Annotated in this window: 13 protein-coding genes; 8 read left to right on the top strand and 5 right to left on the bottom strand. The window is 73.8% G+C overall.

Annotated features, from left to right (window positions below; genetic code table 11):
* Positions 1-4: 4 nt before the first annotated feature.
* Positions 5-2236: a TonB-dependent receptor gene (locus WME95_RS32335; protein WP_437903209.1), complete on the bottom strand. Its 2232-nt coding sequence runs from the start codon at positions 2234-2236 to the stop codon at positions 5-7.
* A gap of 303 nt (positions 2237-2539) precedes the next feature.
* Between WME95_RS32335 and WME95_RS32330 the strand changes: the two genes are divergently transcribed.
* Genes WME95_RS32330 through WME95_RS32320 form a run of 3 tightly spaced genes read left to right on the top strand, consistent with a single transcriptional unit; the run spans position 2540 to position 5342 of the window.
* Complete coding sequence (locus tag WME95_RS32330) at positions 2540-3427, top strand: MbnP family copper-binding protein (RefSeq protein WP_437903208.1); 888 nt, start codon at positions 2540-2542, stop codon at positions 3425-3427.
* A 5-nt stretch (positions 3428-3432) separates the two neighbouring features.
* Positions 3433-4650 (top strand): MbnH family di-heme enzyme, encoded by a 1218-nt coding sequence (locus tag WME95_RS32325; protein ID WP_437903207.1) that lies wholly within the window; start codon positions 3433-3435, stop codon positions 4648-4650.
* On the top strand, positions 4647-5342 hold the full coding sequence (locus WME95_RS32320; RefSeq protein ID WP_437903206.1) for a hypothetical protein: 696 nt from the start codon (positions 4647-4649) through the stop codon (positions 5340-5342). The genes WME95_RS32325 and WME95_RS32320 overlap by 4 nt, the downstream gene beginning before the upstream one ends.
* 44 nt (positions 5343-5386) lie before the next feature.
* Here WME95_RS32320 and WME95_RS32315 read toward each other — a convergent pair whose 3' ends face one another.
* Positions 5387-6343 (bottom strand): hypothetical protein, encoded by a 957-nt coding sequence (locus WME95_RS32315; RefSeq protein ID WP_437903205.1) that lies wholly within the window; start codon positions 6341-6343, stop codon positions 5387-5389.
* Between the two features lie 312 nt (positions 6344-6655).
* Here WME95_RS32315 and WME95_RS32310 point away from each other — a divergent pair, with 312 nt between their 5' ends.
* The 5 genes from WME95_RS32310 to WME95_RS32290 are packed head-to-tail and all read left to right on the top strand — an operon-like array spanning position 6656 to position 11506.
* The gene (locus WME95_RS32310; RefSeq protein ID WP_437903204.1) at positions 6656-7246 is read left to right on the top strand and encodes a hypothetical protein; all 591 of its coding nucleotides are present in this window, start codon (positions 6656-6658) and stop codon (positions 7244-7246) included.
* A 54-nt stretch (positions 7247-7300) separates the two neighbouring features.
* Positions 7301-9079, top strand: a complete 1779-nt coding sequence (locus WME95_RS32305) for an OmpA family protein (RefSeq protein WP_437903203.1) — start codon at positions 7301-7303, stop codon at positions 9077-9079.
* 3 nt (positions 9080-9082) lie between these two features.
* Positions 9083-9604, top strand: coding sequence for a Rab family GTPase (locus WME95_RS32300; RefSeq protein ID WP_437542754.1), 522 nt, complete (start codon positions 9083-9085; stop codon positions 9602-9604).
* Positions 9604-10743, top strand: a complete 1140-nt coding sequence (locus tag WME95_RS32295; protein ID WP_437903202.1) for a sensor histidine kinase — start codon at positions 9604-9606, stop codon at positions 10741-10743. The genes WME95_RS32300 and WME95_RS32295 overlap by 1 nt, the downstream gene beginning before the upstream one ends.
* Positions 10744-10747: 4 nt before the next feature.
* Complete coding sequence (locus tag WME95_RS32290) at positions 10748-11506, top strand: response regulator (RefSeq protein ID WP_437542750.1); 759 nt, start codon at positions 10748-10750, stop codon at positions 11504-11506.
* 64 nt (positions 11507-11570) lie between these two features.
* Here the strand turns inward: WME95_RS32290 and WME95_RS32285 are convergent, their stop codons facing one another.
* The 3 genes from WME95_RS32285 to WME95_RS32275 all read right to left on the bottom strand — a co-directional run bounded on the left by WME95_RS32285 (position 11571) and on the right by WME95_RS32275 (position 15602).
* On the bottom strand, positions 11571-12341 hold the full coding sequence (locus WME95_RS32285) for a high-affinity nickel-transport family protein (RefSeq protein ID WP_437903201.1): 771 nt from the start codon (positions 12339-12341) through the stop codon (positions 11571-11573).
* A 143-nt stretch (positions 12342-12484) separates the two neighbouring features.
* The gene (locus tag WME95_RS32280; protein ID WP_437542744.1) at positions 12485-12727 is read right to left on the bottom strand and encodes a hypothetical protein; all 243 of its coding nucleotides are present in this window, start codon (positions 12725-12727) and stop codon (positions 12485-12487) included.
* A gap of 154 nt (positions 12728-12881) precedes the next feature.
* Positions 12882-15602: a vWA domain-containing protein gene (locus WME95_RS32275; RefSeq protein WP_437903200.1), complete on the bottom strand. Its 2721-nt coding sequence runs from the start codon at positions 15600-15602 to the stop codon at positions 12882-12884.
* Positions 15603-15743: the final 141 nt, after the last annotated feature.

The following is a 15743-nucleotide window of genomic DNA, read 5'->3' as shown; positions in this document are numbered from 1 at the left end:
GTCCTCAGCCGATGTAGAGGGAGAGCGAAGCGAGGAAGCTGCGCGGGGCGCCGACCGTCACGTGCCGCGCGGGGAGGAGGTCGGGCGCCGCGCCGCGGGTGAAGCTCGAGGGGTAGACGAACTCGCCGTCGAACCACGCCGCGTCGAGGAGGTTGTAGACGTCGAGCCCGAGCTCGATGCGGTGGTAGCGGACGTGCGCCGTCACGTCGGTGACGAGCGCGTCGTGGCCGATCTCTCCGTACGGCAGGGGGCGGCCGTGGAGCAGCGTCACGCCAGCGCCGGCGCGGGCCTCGAGGCGCCTGCCGAAGAGCGCGCCGAGGCGCGGCGTCACCGCGAGATCGGCGCGGGCGACGACCTGGGGCACGAAGGGGAGGAGATCACCCGCCGCGTAGCGCCCGCCGGAGGCGGTGAAGGCGGCCCGGGTGTACGTCAGGCCGACGCTCGACACGAGCCACGGCGCCGGGTGCGCCACCGCGTCGAGGGCCACCCCGGTGCGGGCCGTGGCGGGCACGGGCTCATTGCGGGCGGTCGCCTCGTCGAAGACGAGATCTTGGCTGAGGCGCGTGTGGAACAGCGCCGCCGACGCCCGCACGAGCTCGTCGGCGTAGCGGAGCCCGGCCTCGGCGGAGAGCACCCGCGTGAAGGGGGTCCGCTCGCCGTCGCCGAGGCTGCGCGCCTGGGGCGAGCGGAACCCCTGGCCCACGCTGGCGAGCGCGCGGAGCCCGGGGAGCAGCGCCACGTCGACCGTGCCCTTGCCGCCCACGTGGACGCCCTGCGCGCTGCGCGCCTGCGCCCCCTGGCCGACGTTGTCGACGACCTGGTACGCGAGGCCGTCGGCGCGCAGGCCGCCGCGCAGCGTGATCCGCCGGGCCGGCCGGATCGACGCGTCGAGGTAGCCGGCGATGTCGGTCGCGCGGACCTTCGCGTCGACGAGCGTTGCGGTCGGCCTGTCGTCGACGGCCGCGAGGCGCCGCTGCGACTGCTCGATCCAGTCGGTGCGCGCGACGACGCCCGCCTCGAACGTGTCGCGGTCGGAGAGCAGCGGGAAGGTGAGCCGGTACGACGCGGTGGCGCCCGCCGTGATCGCCTCGTTGAGCTGCTGGGTGGCGTCGCCGTTCGTGGGGTCCGCCAGGTACCCGGTGAAGTTCGAGCGCAGCCGGAGCGCGCGCAGCACGACGAACGGCGTGAGCGAGAGGCCCTCCCCGCGGGCGGCGCCGTCGCCCGAGCCGCGCAGATCGACGACGAGCTGCGCGCGCGACGAGTCGCCGCCCTGATCGGGATCGTACGAGGCGAAGCGGTCGACCTTGCCCGACTCGATGTCGCAGAGGCGCAGGACGCCCGCGGAGCCGCAGCGGGAGGCGAACGCCGACGCCATCACCCGCGCGGAGACGCCGGCGAGCGGCCGGTAGACGGCCTGCGCGACGAGCGAGGCCCGGCCGGCGGCGCGGGCGGGCCCGAAGCCGTCGGTCCCGTACGCCTCGAAGGCCGCGAACGTGGCGTCGTCCGCGTTCTCGGGGTGGTAAGCGAGGAAGAGCCGGCGCGCGCCGAACGAGCCTGCGGAGGCGGTGGCGGTGATCCCCGGCTCGCCGTAGGCGAGATCGAAGCGCATCGTCCCGGCGACCGCGAAGTCGCCCTGGCGCGGGTCGTACGATCCCGGCTGCGCGCGGAGCTCGCCGATCACCTCCGGCATCACGAAATGGAGGTCGGTATAGCCCTGGCCGTGGACGTTGGAGACCTCGTTGACCGGCGCGCCCGCGACCCAGATCTCGAGGTCCTGCCCGTGGACCGCGTCGAAGCCGCGGAAGAAGATCTGGTGCGCCTTGCACTCGCCGCTGTGCTGGGAGGTGAACACGCCCGGCACGAGCTGCAGCACGTCGCTCGCCGTCCGGTGGGGCGCCGCCCGGATCTCGGCCTGCCCGCGCACCGACTCGGAGGCGCTGCGCGGCGGCGCCGCGCCCTGCACCACGACCGTGATGGGCGCGGCGTCGGGCGCGGGCGCAGCTGCGCCCGCCGCGCCGGAGGCGGGCGCCGCTGCGCCGGCGCCGGCCGAGGCATCGCCGCCCGCCGACGTTGTCGCCCCGGCTGCGGGGGGAGGCGCGGCGCCGTCGCCGGCGCGTGCGGGTGCGGCACCGTCGCCGGCGCGCGCAGGCGCGACGGACGCGACGGACGCGATGACAAGAAGCAGCGGGAACGCCGTGCTCGGGGAGCGGATCACAGGTGGGCTGGCCAGTAGCACGATTTTATCGGTTCGTGTTATCATGCGGACGCGCACGCTCGCCCGGCGGGCGCGCCGGCGGTTTGGTCGACGTCACAGGCGGCGAGCGCGGTCGTGCGGTCGTGCGGTCGTGCGGTCGTGCGGTCGTCGGCGGCGTCGCTGTCTCCTGGCCGCCGAAGGCTGCTCCGGGGCCGTCCGCGAGCCCTCTTTCGACGCTGGATCGACTCGCGCTCTCGGGCGGATCGCGATAGCGACAACATGTCGCATTCGGGCGAGGGGCGACGCGGCCTATCGTGGCGCGCATCGTTCCTCGGGAGGACGCTCATGGAATCCGGTCTTCGTGCATCACGGCTCTGGTTCCCGCTGGTCGGGGCGGTGCTCGCGCTCATGGCGTGCGGCGACGATGAGGGGGTGAACCCCATCGACGGGGGGAGCGGCGGGGCTGAGACGATCGCTGTCGCGCTGCAGTTCGAAGGCCGCGTCCGCGACGAGGTGTTCTCCTGCAGCGAGACGTACGCTGTCGGCAGCGCCTCGACGGACGTGGGGCTGAACGATTTCCGCCTCTACATCCACGACGTGCGCCTGCGCCGCGCGGACGGCGAGGAGGTGCCGCTCTCGCTCGAACAGGACGAGCTGTGGCAATACCAGGACGTCGTGCTCCTCGATTTCGAGGACCGATCGGGCACCTGCGCCAACGGGACGGAGGAGACGAACGGCGTGGTGCGCGGGACGGTCCCGGCCGGGGACTACGACGGGCTGTCGTTCAAGCTGGGCGTCCCGTTCGACCTGAACCACGGTGACGCGTCGAGCGCGCCGTCGCCGCTCAACCTGACGGGGCTGTTCTGGAGCTGGAACGACGGGTACAAGTTCCTGCGCCTCGACAGCGTCTCCACGGCGGACGACAAGCCGTTCCTCGTGCACATCGGGAGCACTGGCTGCATGCCCGGCGCGGACGGCGGGGTGGCCGCCTGCGATCGCCCCAACGTCGCCGAGATCGTCCTCCAGGACATCGACCCGCTCACGACGAAGGTGCTCGTCGACTATGCGGCGCTCGTCGCGGACAGCGACCTGTCGGGGAGCGCCGACGACATCCCCGGCTGCATGTCGGATCCGTCGGATTCCGAGTGTCTGCCGCTCTTCACGCATCTCGGCATCGACAGCGCCGACGGCTCGCCGCGCCCCGATCAGCAGTCGTTCTTCAGGATAGACTAGGCGCCATGGCGATGTTCGCTTCGATGACCGCTCTCCGCCGCTCGGCGATCTCCTCCGCCCTCGCCGCGCTCGCGGCCCTCTGCTGTGCCTGCGGCGACGACGATGGGCCGCAAGGCCCGGGCGGATCGACGGGGGAGGGCGGCGGCGGCGCGGGCGCCTATGCGTGGGGGCTGCCGACGGGCTTTCCGGTGCCCAAGGTCCCCGAGGACAACCCGATGTCGTCGGTGAAGGTCGAGCTCGGCAGGCGGCTGTTCTACGACGTGCGCCTGTCCGGCAACGGCACGTACTCGTGCGGCTCGTGCCATCGCCAGGAGCTCGCGTTCACCGACCACCTCGCGAACGCCGAGGGCTCGACCGGCCAGCTGCACTCGCGCAGCTCGATGAGCCTGGCCAACGTCGCTTACCTCACGACGCTGACCTGGGCGAATCCGCTCATGGAAGCGCTCGAGGAGCAAGCGCTCCTCCCCATGTTCGGCGAGACGCCGGTCGAGCTCGGGCTCGCCGGCATGGAGGACGAGCTCCTGGAGCGGCTCCAGGGCGAGCCGCTGTACCAGGACCTCTTTCCCGAGGCGTTCCCCGGCGACGGCGAGCCCATCCGCCTCGCGAACATCACGAAGGCGATCGCCGCGTTCGAGCGGTCGCTGCTCTCCTACCGCGCGCCCTACGACCGTTACCGTTACGGCGGCGACCCCTCCGGGATGTCCGACGCGGCGCTGCGCGGGATGGATCTCTTCTTCTCCGAGAAGCTGGAGTGCTTCCATTGCCACGGCGGCTTCAACCTGTCGGACTCGGTGGAGCACGACGGCACCACCTTCACGGAGGTGATGTTCCACAACACGGGGCTCTACAACATCGACGGGAACGGCGCTTACCCGGAGGGCAACGGGGGAGTCTACGAGATCTCCCACAAAGAGGCGGACATGGGCCGGTTCCGCGCGCCCACGCTGCGGAACATCGCCGTCACGGCGCCGTACATGCATGACGGCAGCATCGAGACGCTCGAGGGGGTGCTCGACCATTACGCCGCCGGAGGGCGCACGATCGAGGCTGGCCTGCCCAACGCCGGTGTGGGCAGCGAGAACAAGTTCAAGAGCGAGCTCATCAGCGGGTTCGATCTCACAGAAGAGGAGAGAGCGGACGTGATCGCCTTCTTGCAAACCCTGACGGACGACGAGTTTCTGAAGGACCCGCGCTTCGCGGATCCCTGGGCGGAGGCGCCGTGAGCCGAAGGCCTTTTCTGAGCCGGGCGCTCCTCGTGCCCGCGCTGGCGGCGCTCGCGTCGGCCGCGATGTACACCGGGGCGTGTGGTCACAGCCACGACCACACGTCGAGCGGGACGTCGACCGACCCGAGCCTGGCCGACGTCATCTTCGAGGGCGGCGCGACCGACGAGGCCCTGGAGGCGCTGCTCGCCGTGGACCCGAAGGACGAGCCCTCGCAGGGCACGGTGTTCGACGCGCCCGAGGACGGCGCGATGCTCCCCGGCGACGCCGCGCCGGAGCTGGCCTTCCACGTCGCGGGCGCGGCGCAGCGGACGGCGCCTCGGGCCGCGCCGGAGCTGCGGCTGGCGGCCGCCGCGGCGCCGGGGGCGCGCGAGCTCGCCGCGCCGGGGGCGTCGATCGTCGCGGAGCTCGGGGCGCTCCTTGGGCCGGCGCGCGCCGCCTGGGCTCACGGGACGCCCATCAACGGGCGCGCTTACTTCCTGGTCTTCACGACGGCGGAGCGCGAGCCGCTGCTCCGGGTGTTCACGACCAAGCTGAGCTACACGCCGGACGCGGCGGCCTGGGACAAGCTCCGCGCTGCCGGCGTGCCCATCACGGTCAGCGTGATCAGCGCGCTGTTCGAGAACAACCGCATCGTGCAGGGCGGCGGTCCCTTCACGGGCGCGCCGGTCACGTTCACCCTCCTGCCCTGAAGCCGCCGCGCGGCGCGCGCGGCGCTCGGCGCGGCGGTGCCGGCTCAGGACGAGCGCGGGAAGATGAGCGTGTACGAGCCCGGCGCGGGGTTGAAGAGCACCGCCTTGTCCGGGCGCTCCTCCCTGTCGAAATGGGGATACCACGGCAGCGCCCGCCAGGACTCCGACTCCTTGATGAACTCGCGGACGATGAGATCGAGCTCCACGTACTTCCCGGCGGTGATCGCGGAGAGCTCCGGTCCGAAGCTCCAGCGCTCGCGCCCAGGGCGCGGGGCGACGTCGTTGTGCAGCGCCCCGCCGTAGGCGATCACCATCTTTCCCGCGGCGTCCTCGCGGCCGAGCAGCGCCTTCGCCTCGGCGGCCGTCAGGCGCGCGATCATCTCGAGCATGGCCGTCACCGCGTCCGGCCCCGCGCGCACGATGGCGTCGTAGTCCTGGCAGGAGGGCGTGAGCTGGCGGGGCCGGATGCCGAGCCGCTTCGCCGCGTGGCCGAGCGCGAGGAACTCGTCCTGGTTCTGCGCCGCCTGTCCTTGCGTGACCGTCCGCTGCTCCGTCTCGACCCGCGCGACCTGCTCCTTCTTGCAGCGCGGGTCCACGGCCCAGAGCTCGATGATCAGATCGGAGGCGCGGCCGGCGAGCGCCGGCAGGAAGAGCTCCGTGAAGCGTCGGGTCGTCGAGGGGACGCCCTCCGAGCCTTGCTGTGCGTGCGCCTCGCCCACCGCGAGCACGCGCGGGCCGCTCTCCAGGACGTGGGCGAAGGCCTGGGCCGGCGTATCGAAGGCGAGGCAGCCCAGCGCGCCGCAGGGCGCCGGCGCAGGGGAGGCCGCGGCTGCGGGGGCGGCGGCCTGCGGGGGCGGCGGCGGCGGGGCGGCCGGGGGCGAGCTGGAACCCGAAGCGGCGGCGCTCGCGGAAGGAGCGCTCGCGGAAGGTGCGCCGCCGGTCGGAGCGCCGCAGGCCGCGAGGAAGGCCGCGGCCACCAGGGAGGTTCGCGGATTTCGCATGGCAGCATCTTACCGGGCTCCGAGAGCTCCTGTTCAGCGCGGCGCCTCGGAGCAGCCGAGCGGCTCCCCGGCCGAGCCGCGGCCGCCCCCGCGGCCTTCCGAGGGCTACCCGCGCCCAGGGTGCTGACCCATGTTGCGCATCGCGTGACGTGATGAGCGAGGGGCATCGTGTCCAGACGGAAGAGAAAACCTGGGGGAGCGAGCTCGGTGAGGCGTCGCGAGCGCGACGAAGCGATACGGGAGCGCGATGACGAGCGAGCTCGGCTCGCCGAGCCCGACACGCGCGGCACGCACGGAGAGGGGGCCTTCATCATGACCATGAGGACGAGCGGGCGGGCGGAGCACGAAGCCACCGCAGGACACGCAGAGTCCGCGATCACCAACAGCCTGGAGCAGGTGCGCGACATCCTGTGCGGCGCCCAGTTCCGCGAGTTCGCTCGCCGGCTCTCGCACACCGACGCTCAGGTCGCCGCCCAGGCGGAGGAGCTGCGGAGTGAAGCGTGGCGGCGTCTGGACATGCTGGAGGCGCACATGCGCAGGGAGATCGAGGCGCTCGGCGCGTCGATCGAGGCCCAGCGCGCGGCCGCCGACGGCGCGCTCGGCAGCGTCGCGCGCGAGTCGCGGGAGGCGATCGAGCTGATCGCGCAGCGGGTCCAGCGGCTGGAGGAGCTCGTGGCGCGCACGCAGCGCGAGCTCCGGCAGCAGATCCTCGACCAGTCCAAGGCGTTCGTCGACGAGACGCGGCGTACGCGGAGCGAGCTGAGCGCGATGCTCGAGCGCGAGCTGGCCGCCGCGTGGGCCGACGGCGCCGAAGCGCTCGCGCCGGAGCCGCCGGCGCGCGAGGCGGCCGCGGAGTCGGAGCGGTACCAGAAGGTGGAGCGCCGCTCGGACGAGGCAGCGTGAGGCGGCCGCGCCGCTCCTCCCAGCGGAGCCGGCGCGGCGGTCCGGAGAAGAACGATGCGAGAGCCGAGAGCGCGCCGCGAGGCGCCTCCGCCGAGAAAGACGCTCGAAGACCTCCGCCCCCTGCTCGTGGGCCCTGAGCAGCACCGGATCCAGCGGATCGAGGAGCGGCTGGACCAGTCCATGGTCGAGATGGTCGCGGGGGCGCTGCCCGAGGCGGTGATCGAGAGCCGCAAGAAGGGTGAGGCGCTCTCGTGGGCGCTGGAGCCGCTCCTCTCGAGCGCGATCCAGGAGCGCGTGCGCCAGGACCCGGGGTCGTTCGCGGACGCGATCTCCCCCGCCATGGGGCCGGCCATCCGCAAGGCCGTGCGCTGCGCTCTCCGGGCGATGATCCAGCGCCTCAACGAGGCGGCCGCCCTCGGCCTGTCCTGGCGGAGCATGCGCTGGCGCGTCGAGGCGCGCCGCACGGGGCGTCCCTTCGCGGAGGTGGTGCTGCTCCGCTCCATGGTCTACCGGACCGAGCAGCTCTTCCTCGTCCACCGAGGGACGGGGCTCGTCCTCGAGCACCTCAGCGCCGACGAGATCCCCTACAGGGATCCCGACCAGGTCACGGCGATGCTCACCGCCATCGACGCGTTCGCCCACGACGCGTTCCGGACCGACGCGCGGCTGGAGCGCTTCCGCGTGGGCGATCTGACAGGGTGGGTCGAGCACGGCCCGTCGGCGCTCCTCGTGTCCATCGTGCGCGGCGTGGCGCCGCCCGCGTACGGGCTCGTCCTGTGCGAGACGCTGGAGCGCGTCCACCTCTCGTACGGCGGTGAGCTCGCCGGCTTCCGCGGCGATAGGACGCCGTTCTCGGGCGCCCGCGAGCTGCTCTCGCGCTGCCTCCAGCAGCAGCGCCAGCCGATCCCGCGCCGAGCGCGGGCCGTGTCGATAGCGGCCGCCCTGCTGGCCGCGGTCGTCGCGGCCGCGCTCGTCTTCTCGGTGCGCGCCTCGCGGGAGGATCAGCGCCGCGTCGACGGCTGGGGCGAGGCGCTGCGGCGCGAGCCCGGCCTGCTGGTCACCGCGGCGGAGCGGCGCGCCGGCCAGGTCGTGTTCACGGGCCTCCGCGATCCGCTCGCCGCGGACCCGAGGGCCGTGCTCGAGCGCGGCGGCCCTTTGCGCCAGGAGGTCATCCTGCGCTTCGAGCCCTTCTACTCGCTCCACCCGCAGATCGTCGAGCGCCGGGTGGCGAGCGCTCTGGAGCCGCCGCCCGGGGTCACCCTGGCGCTGCGCGGCGGCGCCGTCGCGGCCAGCGGGGTCGCGCCCCAGCGCTGGATCGAGCGCGCGCGCTGGTCGGCGGCGGTGCTTCCTGGCGTCTCGGGGTTCGACGGCGAGGGCCTGACGGCGCAGGAGTCGATCGACCGCGCGCGCGCGGCGGCGCGCTCCCTCGAGGCGATGGAGCTCTTCTTCCGCCGCGGCGCCGCGCGGCTCTCCGGCGAGCAGGCCGCGCGCCTCGACGAGGTCGCGGCCGCCGCCGAGCGGCTGATCGCCCGCGCGCGCGAGGCCGGCATGACCGCCGAGATCCGCGAGATCGGCTACGCGGATCCCGTCGGATCGGAGGCGTCGAACCGAGCGCTCAGCCAGGCCCGCGCGGAGCACGTCGCGGCCGAGCTCGTCGCGCGGGGGATCCCGGCCGATCGCCTGCGAGCGAGCGGCGGGGGAACGCGGCGCGAGGTCGTGCCCCCGTCCTGCGCCGGGGGAGCGGCGCGGGCCGAGTGCCTCGCCGGCGCGGACGAGCGCCGCGCGCGCAGCGTGATCTTCCTTGTGGACCTGCACGCGGAGAGCAAGGACTGAGTCATGGCGGAGAAACGCAAGGTCTGCGTGCTGGGCGCGACGGGGGTCGGCAAGACAAGCCTCGTCGCCCGCTTCGTGCGCAGCATCTTCTCCGAGTCCTACCGGACGACCATCGGCGTGACGATCGAGGCACGGCGCGTGAGGTGCGATGAACGCGAGCTCGACCTCATCCTCTGGGACCTGAGCGGAGAGGACGAGTTCCAGGCCGTCCAGACGTCGTACCTGCGCGGCTCCGCGGGCTGGCTCCTCGTCATCGACGGCACGCGGCGCCTCACGGCGGAGACCGGGCTCCGCCTCTACACCGCCGCGCGGACGATCGTCGGAGAGGTCCCGGCCGTCGTCGTCATGAACAAGGCCGATCTCACCGGGGCGTGGGACATCGACGACGCCACCGAGGCCAGGCTGAGGAGGGCGGGCCTCTGGATCACGAGGACGAGCGCCAAGACCGGCGCCGGGGTCGAAGGCGCGTTCAACGCGCTGGCGCGCGCCATGCTGGCGAGCGAAGCGCCTTCGTTGCGGGGTTGATGGACGTGGACACGTGGCTCCTCGCGGCGCTGGACAAGCTCGTCCTCGAGCGTTTGCACGACGGGACCTTCGTCATCCGCGGCGAGCCGCCGCCGTGGTTCCGAGGGCTCGGGTTCGCGCCGCCGTGGCGCGACTCGCCGCTCCCGATCGATCGCGCGCTGCCCTTCCTGGAGGTGTTCCTCCCCGAGGCGGAGCGGGCCTGGTCCGCGGAAGGCGCGCCGGGCGTGCAATCCGACTTCTGGACGCAGATGATCGGCGACGAGGCGCTTCACCTCGAGGCGACGGCGCTCCGCGTCGGCTCGTCGCGGCTGCTCGTGATCACCCGGAACGACGCGCTGTTCCAGGAGCGCCGCCGCGTCCTCCAGCGGGCGCGCGAGCTTCGCCTCGTCCACGAGGCGCTGTCGCGCGAGGTCGAGCGGAAGGATGTCCTCGTCCACTGCATCGTTCACGACCTCTCCGGCCCGCTGAACAGCCTCCTCGGCGCGCTGTCCCTGCTGGGAGAGCAGCCGCTGCCGGAGAAGAGCGGCGCGCTCGCCGCGGTCGCGCTGAAGGCCGCCCTGCGGCAGCGCGAGCTGATCCGGGAGATCCTCGACGTGTTCACCGCCGAGGGCATGGCGTCCGACGCCTCCAGCGGCGATCTCGCCGCGGTGGTCGACGTGTGCGGCACCGTCGCTCGGGTCGTCGAGGCGCTCCTGCCCATGGCGCGCAGCCGGGGGGTGTGCCTGGAGGCGCCGCCGGAGATCGGCTGCGCCCGGCCGTGCGCCGTCGTCGGTGAGGAGCGCAGGCTCGCGCGCGTGGTCTCCAACCTCGTCGAGAACGCGCTCCGGTTCACGCCCCCGCGCAGGTCGGTGCGCGTCGCGGTGCACGATGAGCCCCGGTGGGCTCGCGTGACGGTGGAGGACGATGGGCCTGGCGTCTCCCCTGCCATCGCGCCGCGCCTGTTCCAGAAATTCGCGCACGGCCACGACCCTGGCGCGGGCAGCGGCCTCGGGCTCTACGGCGCCCGGATCGCGGTGGAGCGGTGGGGCGGGGCGATCGGGTACGAGGCGCGGCCGGAAGGAGGGGCGAGGTTCTGGCTCCGGCTGCGGCGTGTCGGCGAGGCGGGCGAGTCGGGTGGCGCCGGGGCGCAAGGGGAGTGATGCCATGGCCAAGCTCTTGCTGGTCGACGATGAGTCGGGGACGCTCGCGTGGATGGCCGAGGCGCTGCAAGGCGCGGCGTACGACGTCCGGACCGTGCGCGGCGGGAGCGCGGCGCTGGAGCTCCTCCGGACGTGGACGCCGGATCTCGTCCTGGCGGACTTCCTGATGCCCGAGATGGATGGCTTCGCCTTCAACCGGCTTGTGCAGTCGCGCGAGCGGGTGCCCGTGATGCTCGTCTCCGTCGTGAACAAGCCGGCAGAGGCGATCTTGCGAGGGGTCGCCGGCTACGTGCGCAAGCCCGTCACCGCGGGGGAGCTCCGCGCCGCCGTCGAGCGCGTGCTCGGCGCCGTCGAGGGGGTAACCATCCTCGTCGTGGACGACGACGCGGACATCCGGGAGTGCTACCGGCTGATCCTCGAGCCGCGCTTCAGCGTGCTCGAGGCCGAGAACGGGCGCGACGCCCTGGAGCTGCTCGCGCGCGAGCCCGTGGCGCTGGCCATCGTGGACGTCCACATGCCCGTCATGAACGGGGTGGAGTTCATCCGCGCGATGCGCGACGACGCGAGGTTCTGCACGATCCCGGTCGTGGTGCAGACGAGCGACCGGGCGGCCGCGCGCGCGCCCGTCTGGACCGATCTGCACGTGGCGCAGACGATCCTGAAGGACGAGTTCCTCGACTGGCTCATGACCCAGATCGACGCGCACCTCGCGCCGGCGTCGCCGCGCGAGGCCGAGCGCGCCTGGTCGACCGCGAGCCGGTGAGCGCCGAGCGTCGCTCCTTCGGCGCGCGCGCGCGCGAGCGCGAGCGCGGCCCGCCCGGGCGCCGTCAGCCTGGCGTCCACCGCGGGTCCGCGGTGAACAGCCCGGATCCGAAGCTGATGTCGTAGGCCAGGAACAGGCCGAATGCCACGCTGAGGAGGCTGGCGACGGCGCCGAAGGCGTGGTGTATCCCGCTGGTGCGAGCGCGCGCGTAGGCGAACGGCAGCGCGAGCACCCCGGTGATGAGCGTCATCCCGGCGATCGTGCCCACGCCGAACAGCGCGATGTAGCCGATGCCCCACCGCGGGTCGCGCACCGTGGTGAGCACGAGGAGCGCCACCGCGGCCGAGCCTGCGAGGCCGTGGACCACGCCGATGAGCAGCGGCCGGAGGCTCGCATAGACGCGCGAAACGCCGAACACGCGGTCCGCCCAGCCGAGGTCGTGCCGGTGGCCGTCGTGGTGAGCAACCTGCGCGACAGGCGCGGCGTGCTTGACCGGCGCGACGTCGGGCGCCGGCGGCTCGCCCCGCCGGACCGCCCGGTAGAGCCGCGCCAGGTGATACACCCCGAGGCCGATCAGCATCAGGGCGACCGAGAGCTCCATGGCCAGGCCGACGTGCGGCGGCACCACGAGCCCGAAGAGCAGGATGCCGCCGCCGATCACCATCAGCGTGAGCGTGTGGCCGACGCCCCACATCGCGCCGATCAGCAGCGCCGTCCCGAGGCTCCGCACCCGGCTCACGACGGTCGCCACCGCGATCACATGGTCCGCGTCGGTGGCGTGGCGCATCCCGAGAGAGAAGCCGAGGAGCAGCAGCGGAAACGCCGAGGCGAACATGTCCCCTCTCGTAGCACGGACGGCGCGTGTCGTGTCACGCTGTCCGCGGCCCGCCTGCTCCCGCCTCCGGCCGGCTCGCTTCGGCCTGTCGCGGCGAGCCGCTGTCTGCGCGGGGGCGACGAGCGCTGTTTCAGCTCAGCATGTCAGTTCGCGCGGTCTCGACTGAGCGCGTCGATGGCGTGCTGCATCCAGACCGCGTCTTCTTCAGCCTGCTTCAGGCCGTGCATCATCTGCTGGCGCAGCACACCCGTGGTCTGACGGATACCCCGTCGAAAGACATCGGCCGCGCGCTCGTGGACGACCTTGAGCCATGGGGCGAGGTCACGCTTGTCAAGCGGACCTGGAGCGTCCAGGACGGTGATGCAGGCATCGATGGCCTCGCGCATGGATCGGGACTCGAGCGCGTCGGCGAAAGCGGAGAACTGGAGCAGCGACTCTCGCAGCGCAGCGCGTCCGGTCGATGAGACTCTGTCTGTCATGGCCGCGCTCAGCCTACCACCTGGGCGACGCCTCCGCCCGTGTGCGCGCTGCGATTGCGCGTCAGCGCAGGCGGGATCGCCCCGCCGTCTCCAGCAACATCGCGAGCACGAGCGGATCGCCGAGGCCCTGCTCTGCGCCCATGTGCGCGCGGAGGCGCGACAGGCGCGCCGCGTCCTCCAGGAACAGCGGTTCGTTCAGCCGGGTCGCGGCCTCGTGCAGGATGCCCTCGCGCTCGGAGAGGAGCGCGGCGGCGCCGGCGCGATCGCCGCGCGCCACGCGGGCAGCGGCCTCCGCGAGCGACTCGCCCGCGGCGAAGCCCTGAAGCGCGCGCGTCATCGACGCGTCGACGGACGCCGCGCTGGCGGCGTCGCTGTCCGCATAACGCACCTCGATGGGGATCTCCTCGATCGCGTTCTTCTTGGAGAGCCGATCTTTGTACTTGAGCTCGACGGTCGCGACGGCTCGCTTCCCCGCGCCGGGGCCGACGCTCAGCTTGAGCAGCAGCGCGTGCCGATCATCGCGGGCGAACACGGGCATGAAGAAGCGCATGCCGCCCTCGGCGTCGTCGCGTCGGTCGGCCGCGATCCGGTCCCGCGACTGGGCAGCGATGTCGGCCGCGATCTCCTGGGCGCGGACGCGGGAGGCCTCGGCGCCGTCCAGCCGGCGCGAACCGTAGGCGCGGAGCAGATCGACGCCCGCCTTCAGCCGTACGCGCACCTCGACCGCGGTCGCGACCGGGTCGAGGCGCTTGTCGAGCTCGGTCGACAGCGCGGGCGCGATCTGCTCCGGGTGGCGCAGGTAGTAGTAGCCGCCGGCCCCGTCGCTCGCGATCGAGCTCATGAGCTGGCCGTCGAAGTCGTCGCCGAGCCCGAGCGCGCTCGTCTGGATGCCGCGCTGGAAGGCGTCGAGGGCGAGCCGCGCCAGGCGCTCGCTGTGGGTGAGGCCGCTCGTCGCCCGGCCGTCGGAGACGAGCAGCACCACGCGTACGGCGTCCTCGGGGATGCCCGGCCGGCTCGCCTGCGCGTAGCCCAGCGAGAGCCCCGCGCCGATGTTGGTGCCGCCGCCCTCGCGGAGCCCCTCGACGGCGCGGCGGATCGCCGCGCGGCGCGGGCCGACGGGGCCGTCCTCGATCACCACCTCGGCGTCGCTGGAGAAGGCGGTGAGCGAGAAGTCGTCGGACGGCGCGAGCCGATCGACGAGCGCCTGCGCGGCGCGGCGGGCGCTGTCGATCGGCGCGCCGGCCATCGAGCCGCTCGTGTCGAGGACGAGGTGCACCGAGAGGTGCGGCCGCGCCGCCGCCGCCGCCGCCGCGGAGCGGAGCGCGAGGCGCAGGTGGAAGGCGCCGCCGCCCGGGCCGAGCGCGGCGCGCTCCAGGTCGGCGCGCAGGCCGAGCGCCTTGTCGGGGGCGAGCGGGACCTCCGGGGCGTAGCGGGCGGCGACGTCGCCGACGAGCTCGCGCTCCGCCGCGGGCACGACGCCGCGCGCGAGGGCGGCCTCGAACGCGGCGAGGTGGCCGCCCCCGGGCCGGTACGTGGTGGCGAAGCGGCCGTTCGGATCGAGGGCGACCTCGGGCTCCGGAGCGTAGGCGGCCGCGCTCCGCGCCGAGACCGGCGGCGAGGAGGCGCCGGCGCGCCCGTGGCCGCTCCCGAACCCCTGGCCCGACCCGGCGCCCGCGCCGTGCCCGATCGTCCCGATGGAGCCGAGCCCGAGCGGCGCGCTCTCGCCGGCGCGGCCCCCGTAGCCGGCGAGGGGGAGGCCCGCGCCGCCTGCGGACGACGCGGTGCCGTCGAGCCCCCACGGCGCCGTGGGGGCATGCGGATCGCCGCCGCCGCCGGCGTTGAGCAGCCCGATCATCCCGAACTCGGCCGAGTCGCGCAGCGCCTGCTGCCGCGCCACGTGGGGATCGGGGCTGTCGCTCGGGCCCTTGACCCCCCACCTGTTCCCCGTCGCCAGCGCCCGTGACGCGGACGAAGGGTGACCCATCGACCCTTCCTCGCCCTTGGCTCGCGTCCCTGCGCCGCCCTCCTTCGCGTCGGCGGCGGGCTCGCCCTCCCGCTCGATCGCCGCGCGCAGCTCGCGCTCGTCGGCGGACGCGAGGTACTGCTGCACGAGCGCGATCCGATCCGCGCTCATGCCCGTGGACGGGTCGACGAGGGGCGGCGCCCAGCGAGCGAGGGCGCCGAGGAGCCCGAGGTGCAGGGCCGCGGAGACGGCGTGGAGGGCGAGGCTCTTCCGGTTCACGAGCGAGCGGCGCACGCGCTCGCCCGCGGTGGCATCGGCGCGGATCTGGATCCGCACGCCCGCGATCTCGACGTCCACGCGGCCCTGCGCGGGCAGGGGGACGACTGTGGCCCCGGGGATCGCCGCGCGCGCCGCGCGCTCCACGCCGACATGCAGCTCCCGCGCCGCGGCCGCGGACAGCGGCGCGCCGCCGGGGGCGAGCGTGAGCGTCCCCGTCGCGGCGCCCGGCAGGACGAAGCCGACGCGCCCGGCGCCGTCGACCTCGAGGAGCGGCGCGCGGCGCGCGCCGAGCGCGCGCTCGGGGAGGAAGCAGTCGCACGGGCGACCGTCGTCGCGCCCCTCACCGACGTCGAACGCGCGCGGCGGCGTCAGGTGCTGGACGAAGAGCACGGTCGTGCCCCAGGAGATGACGATCTCCACGGAGCGCACCGGCCCTCCGGCCTCGCCGGTGCTCGCCGCGTCGGGCTGCCTCGCGGCGGTGAGGTTCGGATCGGTGGCGGCGCCGCCATCCCCGGCGTCCGTCGTGTTCGCGCTGGGCATAGATCTCCCCTGTGCGCCGCGCGGAGCGGCGCGCTCACGTCCTCTGGAACCGCGCGGAGGACGCGCGGATCCGCGTCCTTCAGGCGGGCGCTCGGCCGCGCTGGCCGGCTGTCCGTCGTGCCTGCGGAATGACAGCGGCGG

Source organism: Sorangium sp. So ce327 (assembly GCF_051530205.1).
GTDB classification, from domain to species: domain Bacteria; phylum Myxococcota_A; class Polyangia; order Polyangiales; family Polyangiaceae; genus Sorangium; species Sorangium cellulosum_B.
Note: the sequence above shows the minus strand (reverse complement) of the source record. Positions and strands in the feature narration are given on the sequence as shown.

Bases quoted from the DNA above. Each gene is read 5' to 3' on its own strand.
- WME95_RS32305 (WP_437903203.1), top strand. From the start codon at position 7,301: ATGCGAGAGCCGAGAGCGCGCCGCGAGGCGCCTCCGCCGAGAAAGACG.
- WME95_RS32295 (WP_437903202.1), top strand. From the start codon at position 9,604: ATGGACGTGGACACGTGGCTCCTCGCGGCGCTGGACAAGCTCGTCCTC.
- WME95_RS32275 (WP_437903200.1), bottom strand. From the start codon at position 15,602: ATGCCCAGCGCGAACACGACGGACGCCGGGGATGGCGGCGCCGCCACC.
- WME95_RS32300 (WP_437542754.1), top strand. From the start codon at position 9,083: ATGGCGGAGAAACGCAAGGTCTGCGTGCTGGGCGCGACGGGGGTCGGC.
- WME95_RS32280 (WP_437542744.1), bottom strand. From the start codon at position 12,727: ATGCGCGAGGCCATCGATGCCTGCATCACCGTCCTGGACGCTCCAGGT.
- WME95_RS32325 (WP_437903207.1), top strand. From the start codon at position 3,433: ATGGCGATGTTCGCTTCGATGACCGCTCTCCGCCGCTCGGCGATCTCC.
- WME95_RS32315 (WP_437903205.1), bottom strand. From the start codon at position 6,343: ATGCGAAATCCGCGAACCTCCCTGGTGGCCGCGGCCTTCCTCGCGGCC.
- WME95_RS32290 (WP_437542750.1), top strand. From the start codon at position 10,748: ATGGCCAAGCTCTTGCTGGTCGACGATGAGTCGGGGACGCTCGCGTGG.
- WME95_RS32330 (WP_437903208.1), top strand. From the start codon at position 2,540: ATGGAATCCGGTCTTCGTGCATCACGGCTCTGGTTCCCGCTGGTCGGG.
- WME95_RS32285 (WP_437903201.1), bottom strand. From the start codon at position 12,341: ATGTTCGCCTCGGCGTTTCCGCTGCTGCTCCTCGGCTTCTCTCTCGGG.
- WME95_RS32310 (WP_437903204.1), top strand. From the start codon at position 6,656: ATGACCATGAGGACGAGCGGGCGGGCGGAGCACGAAGCCACCGCAGGA.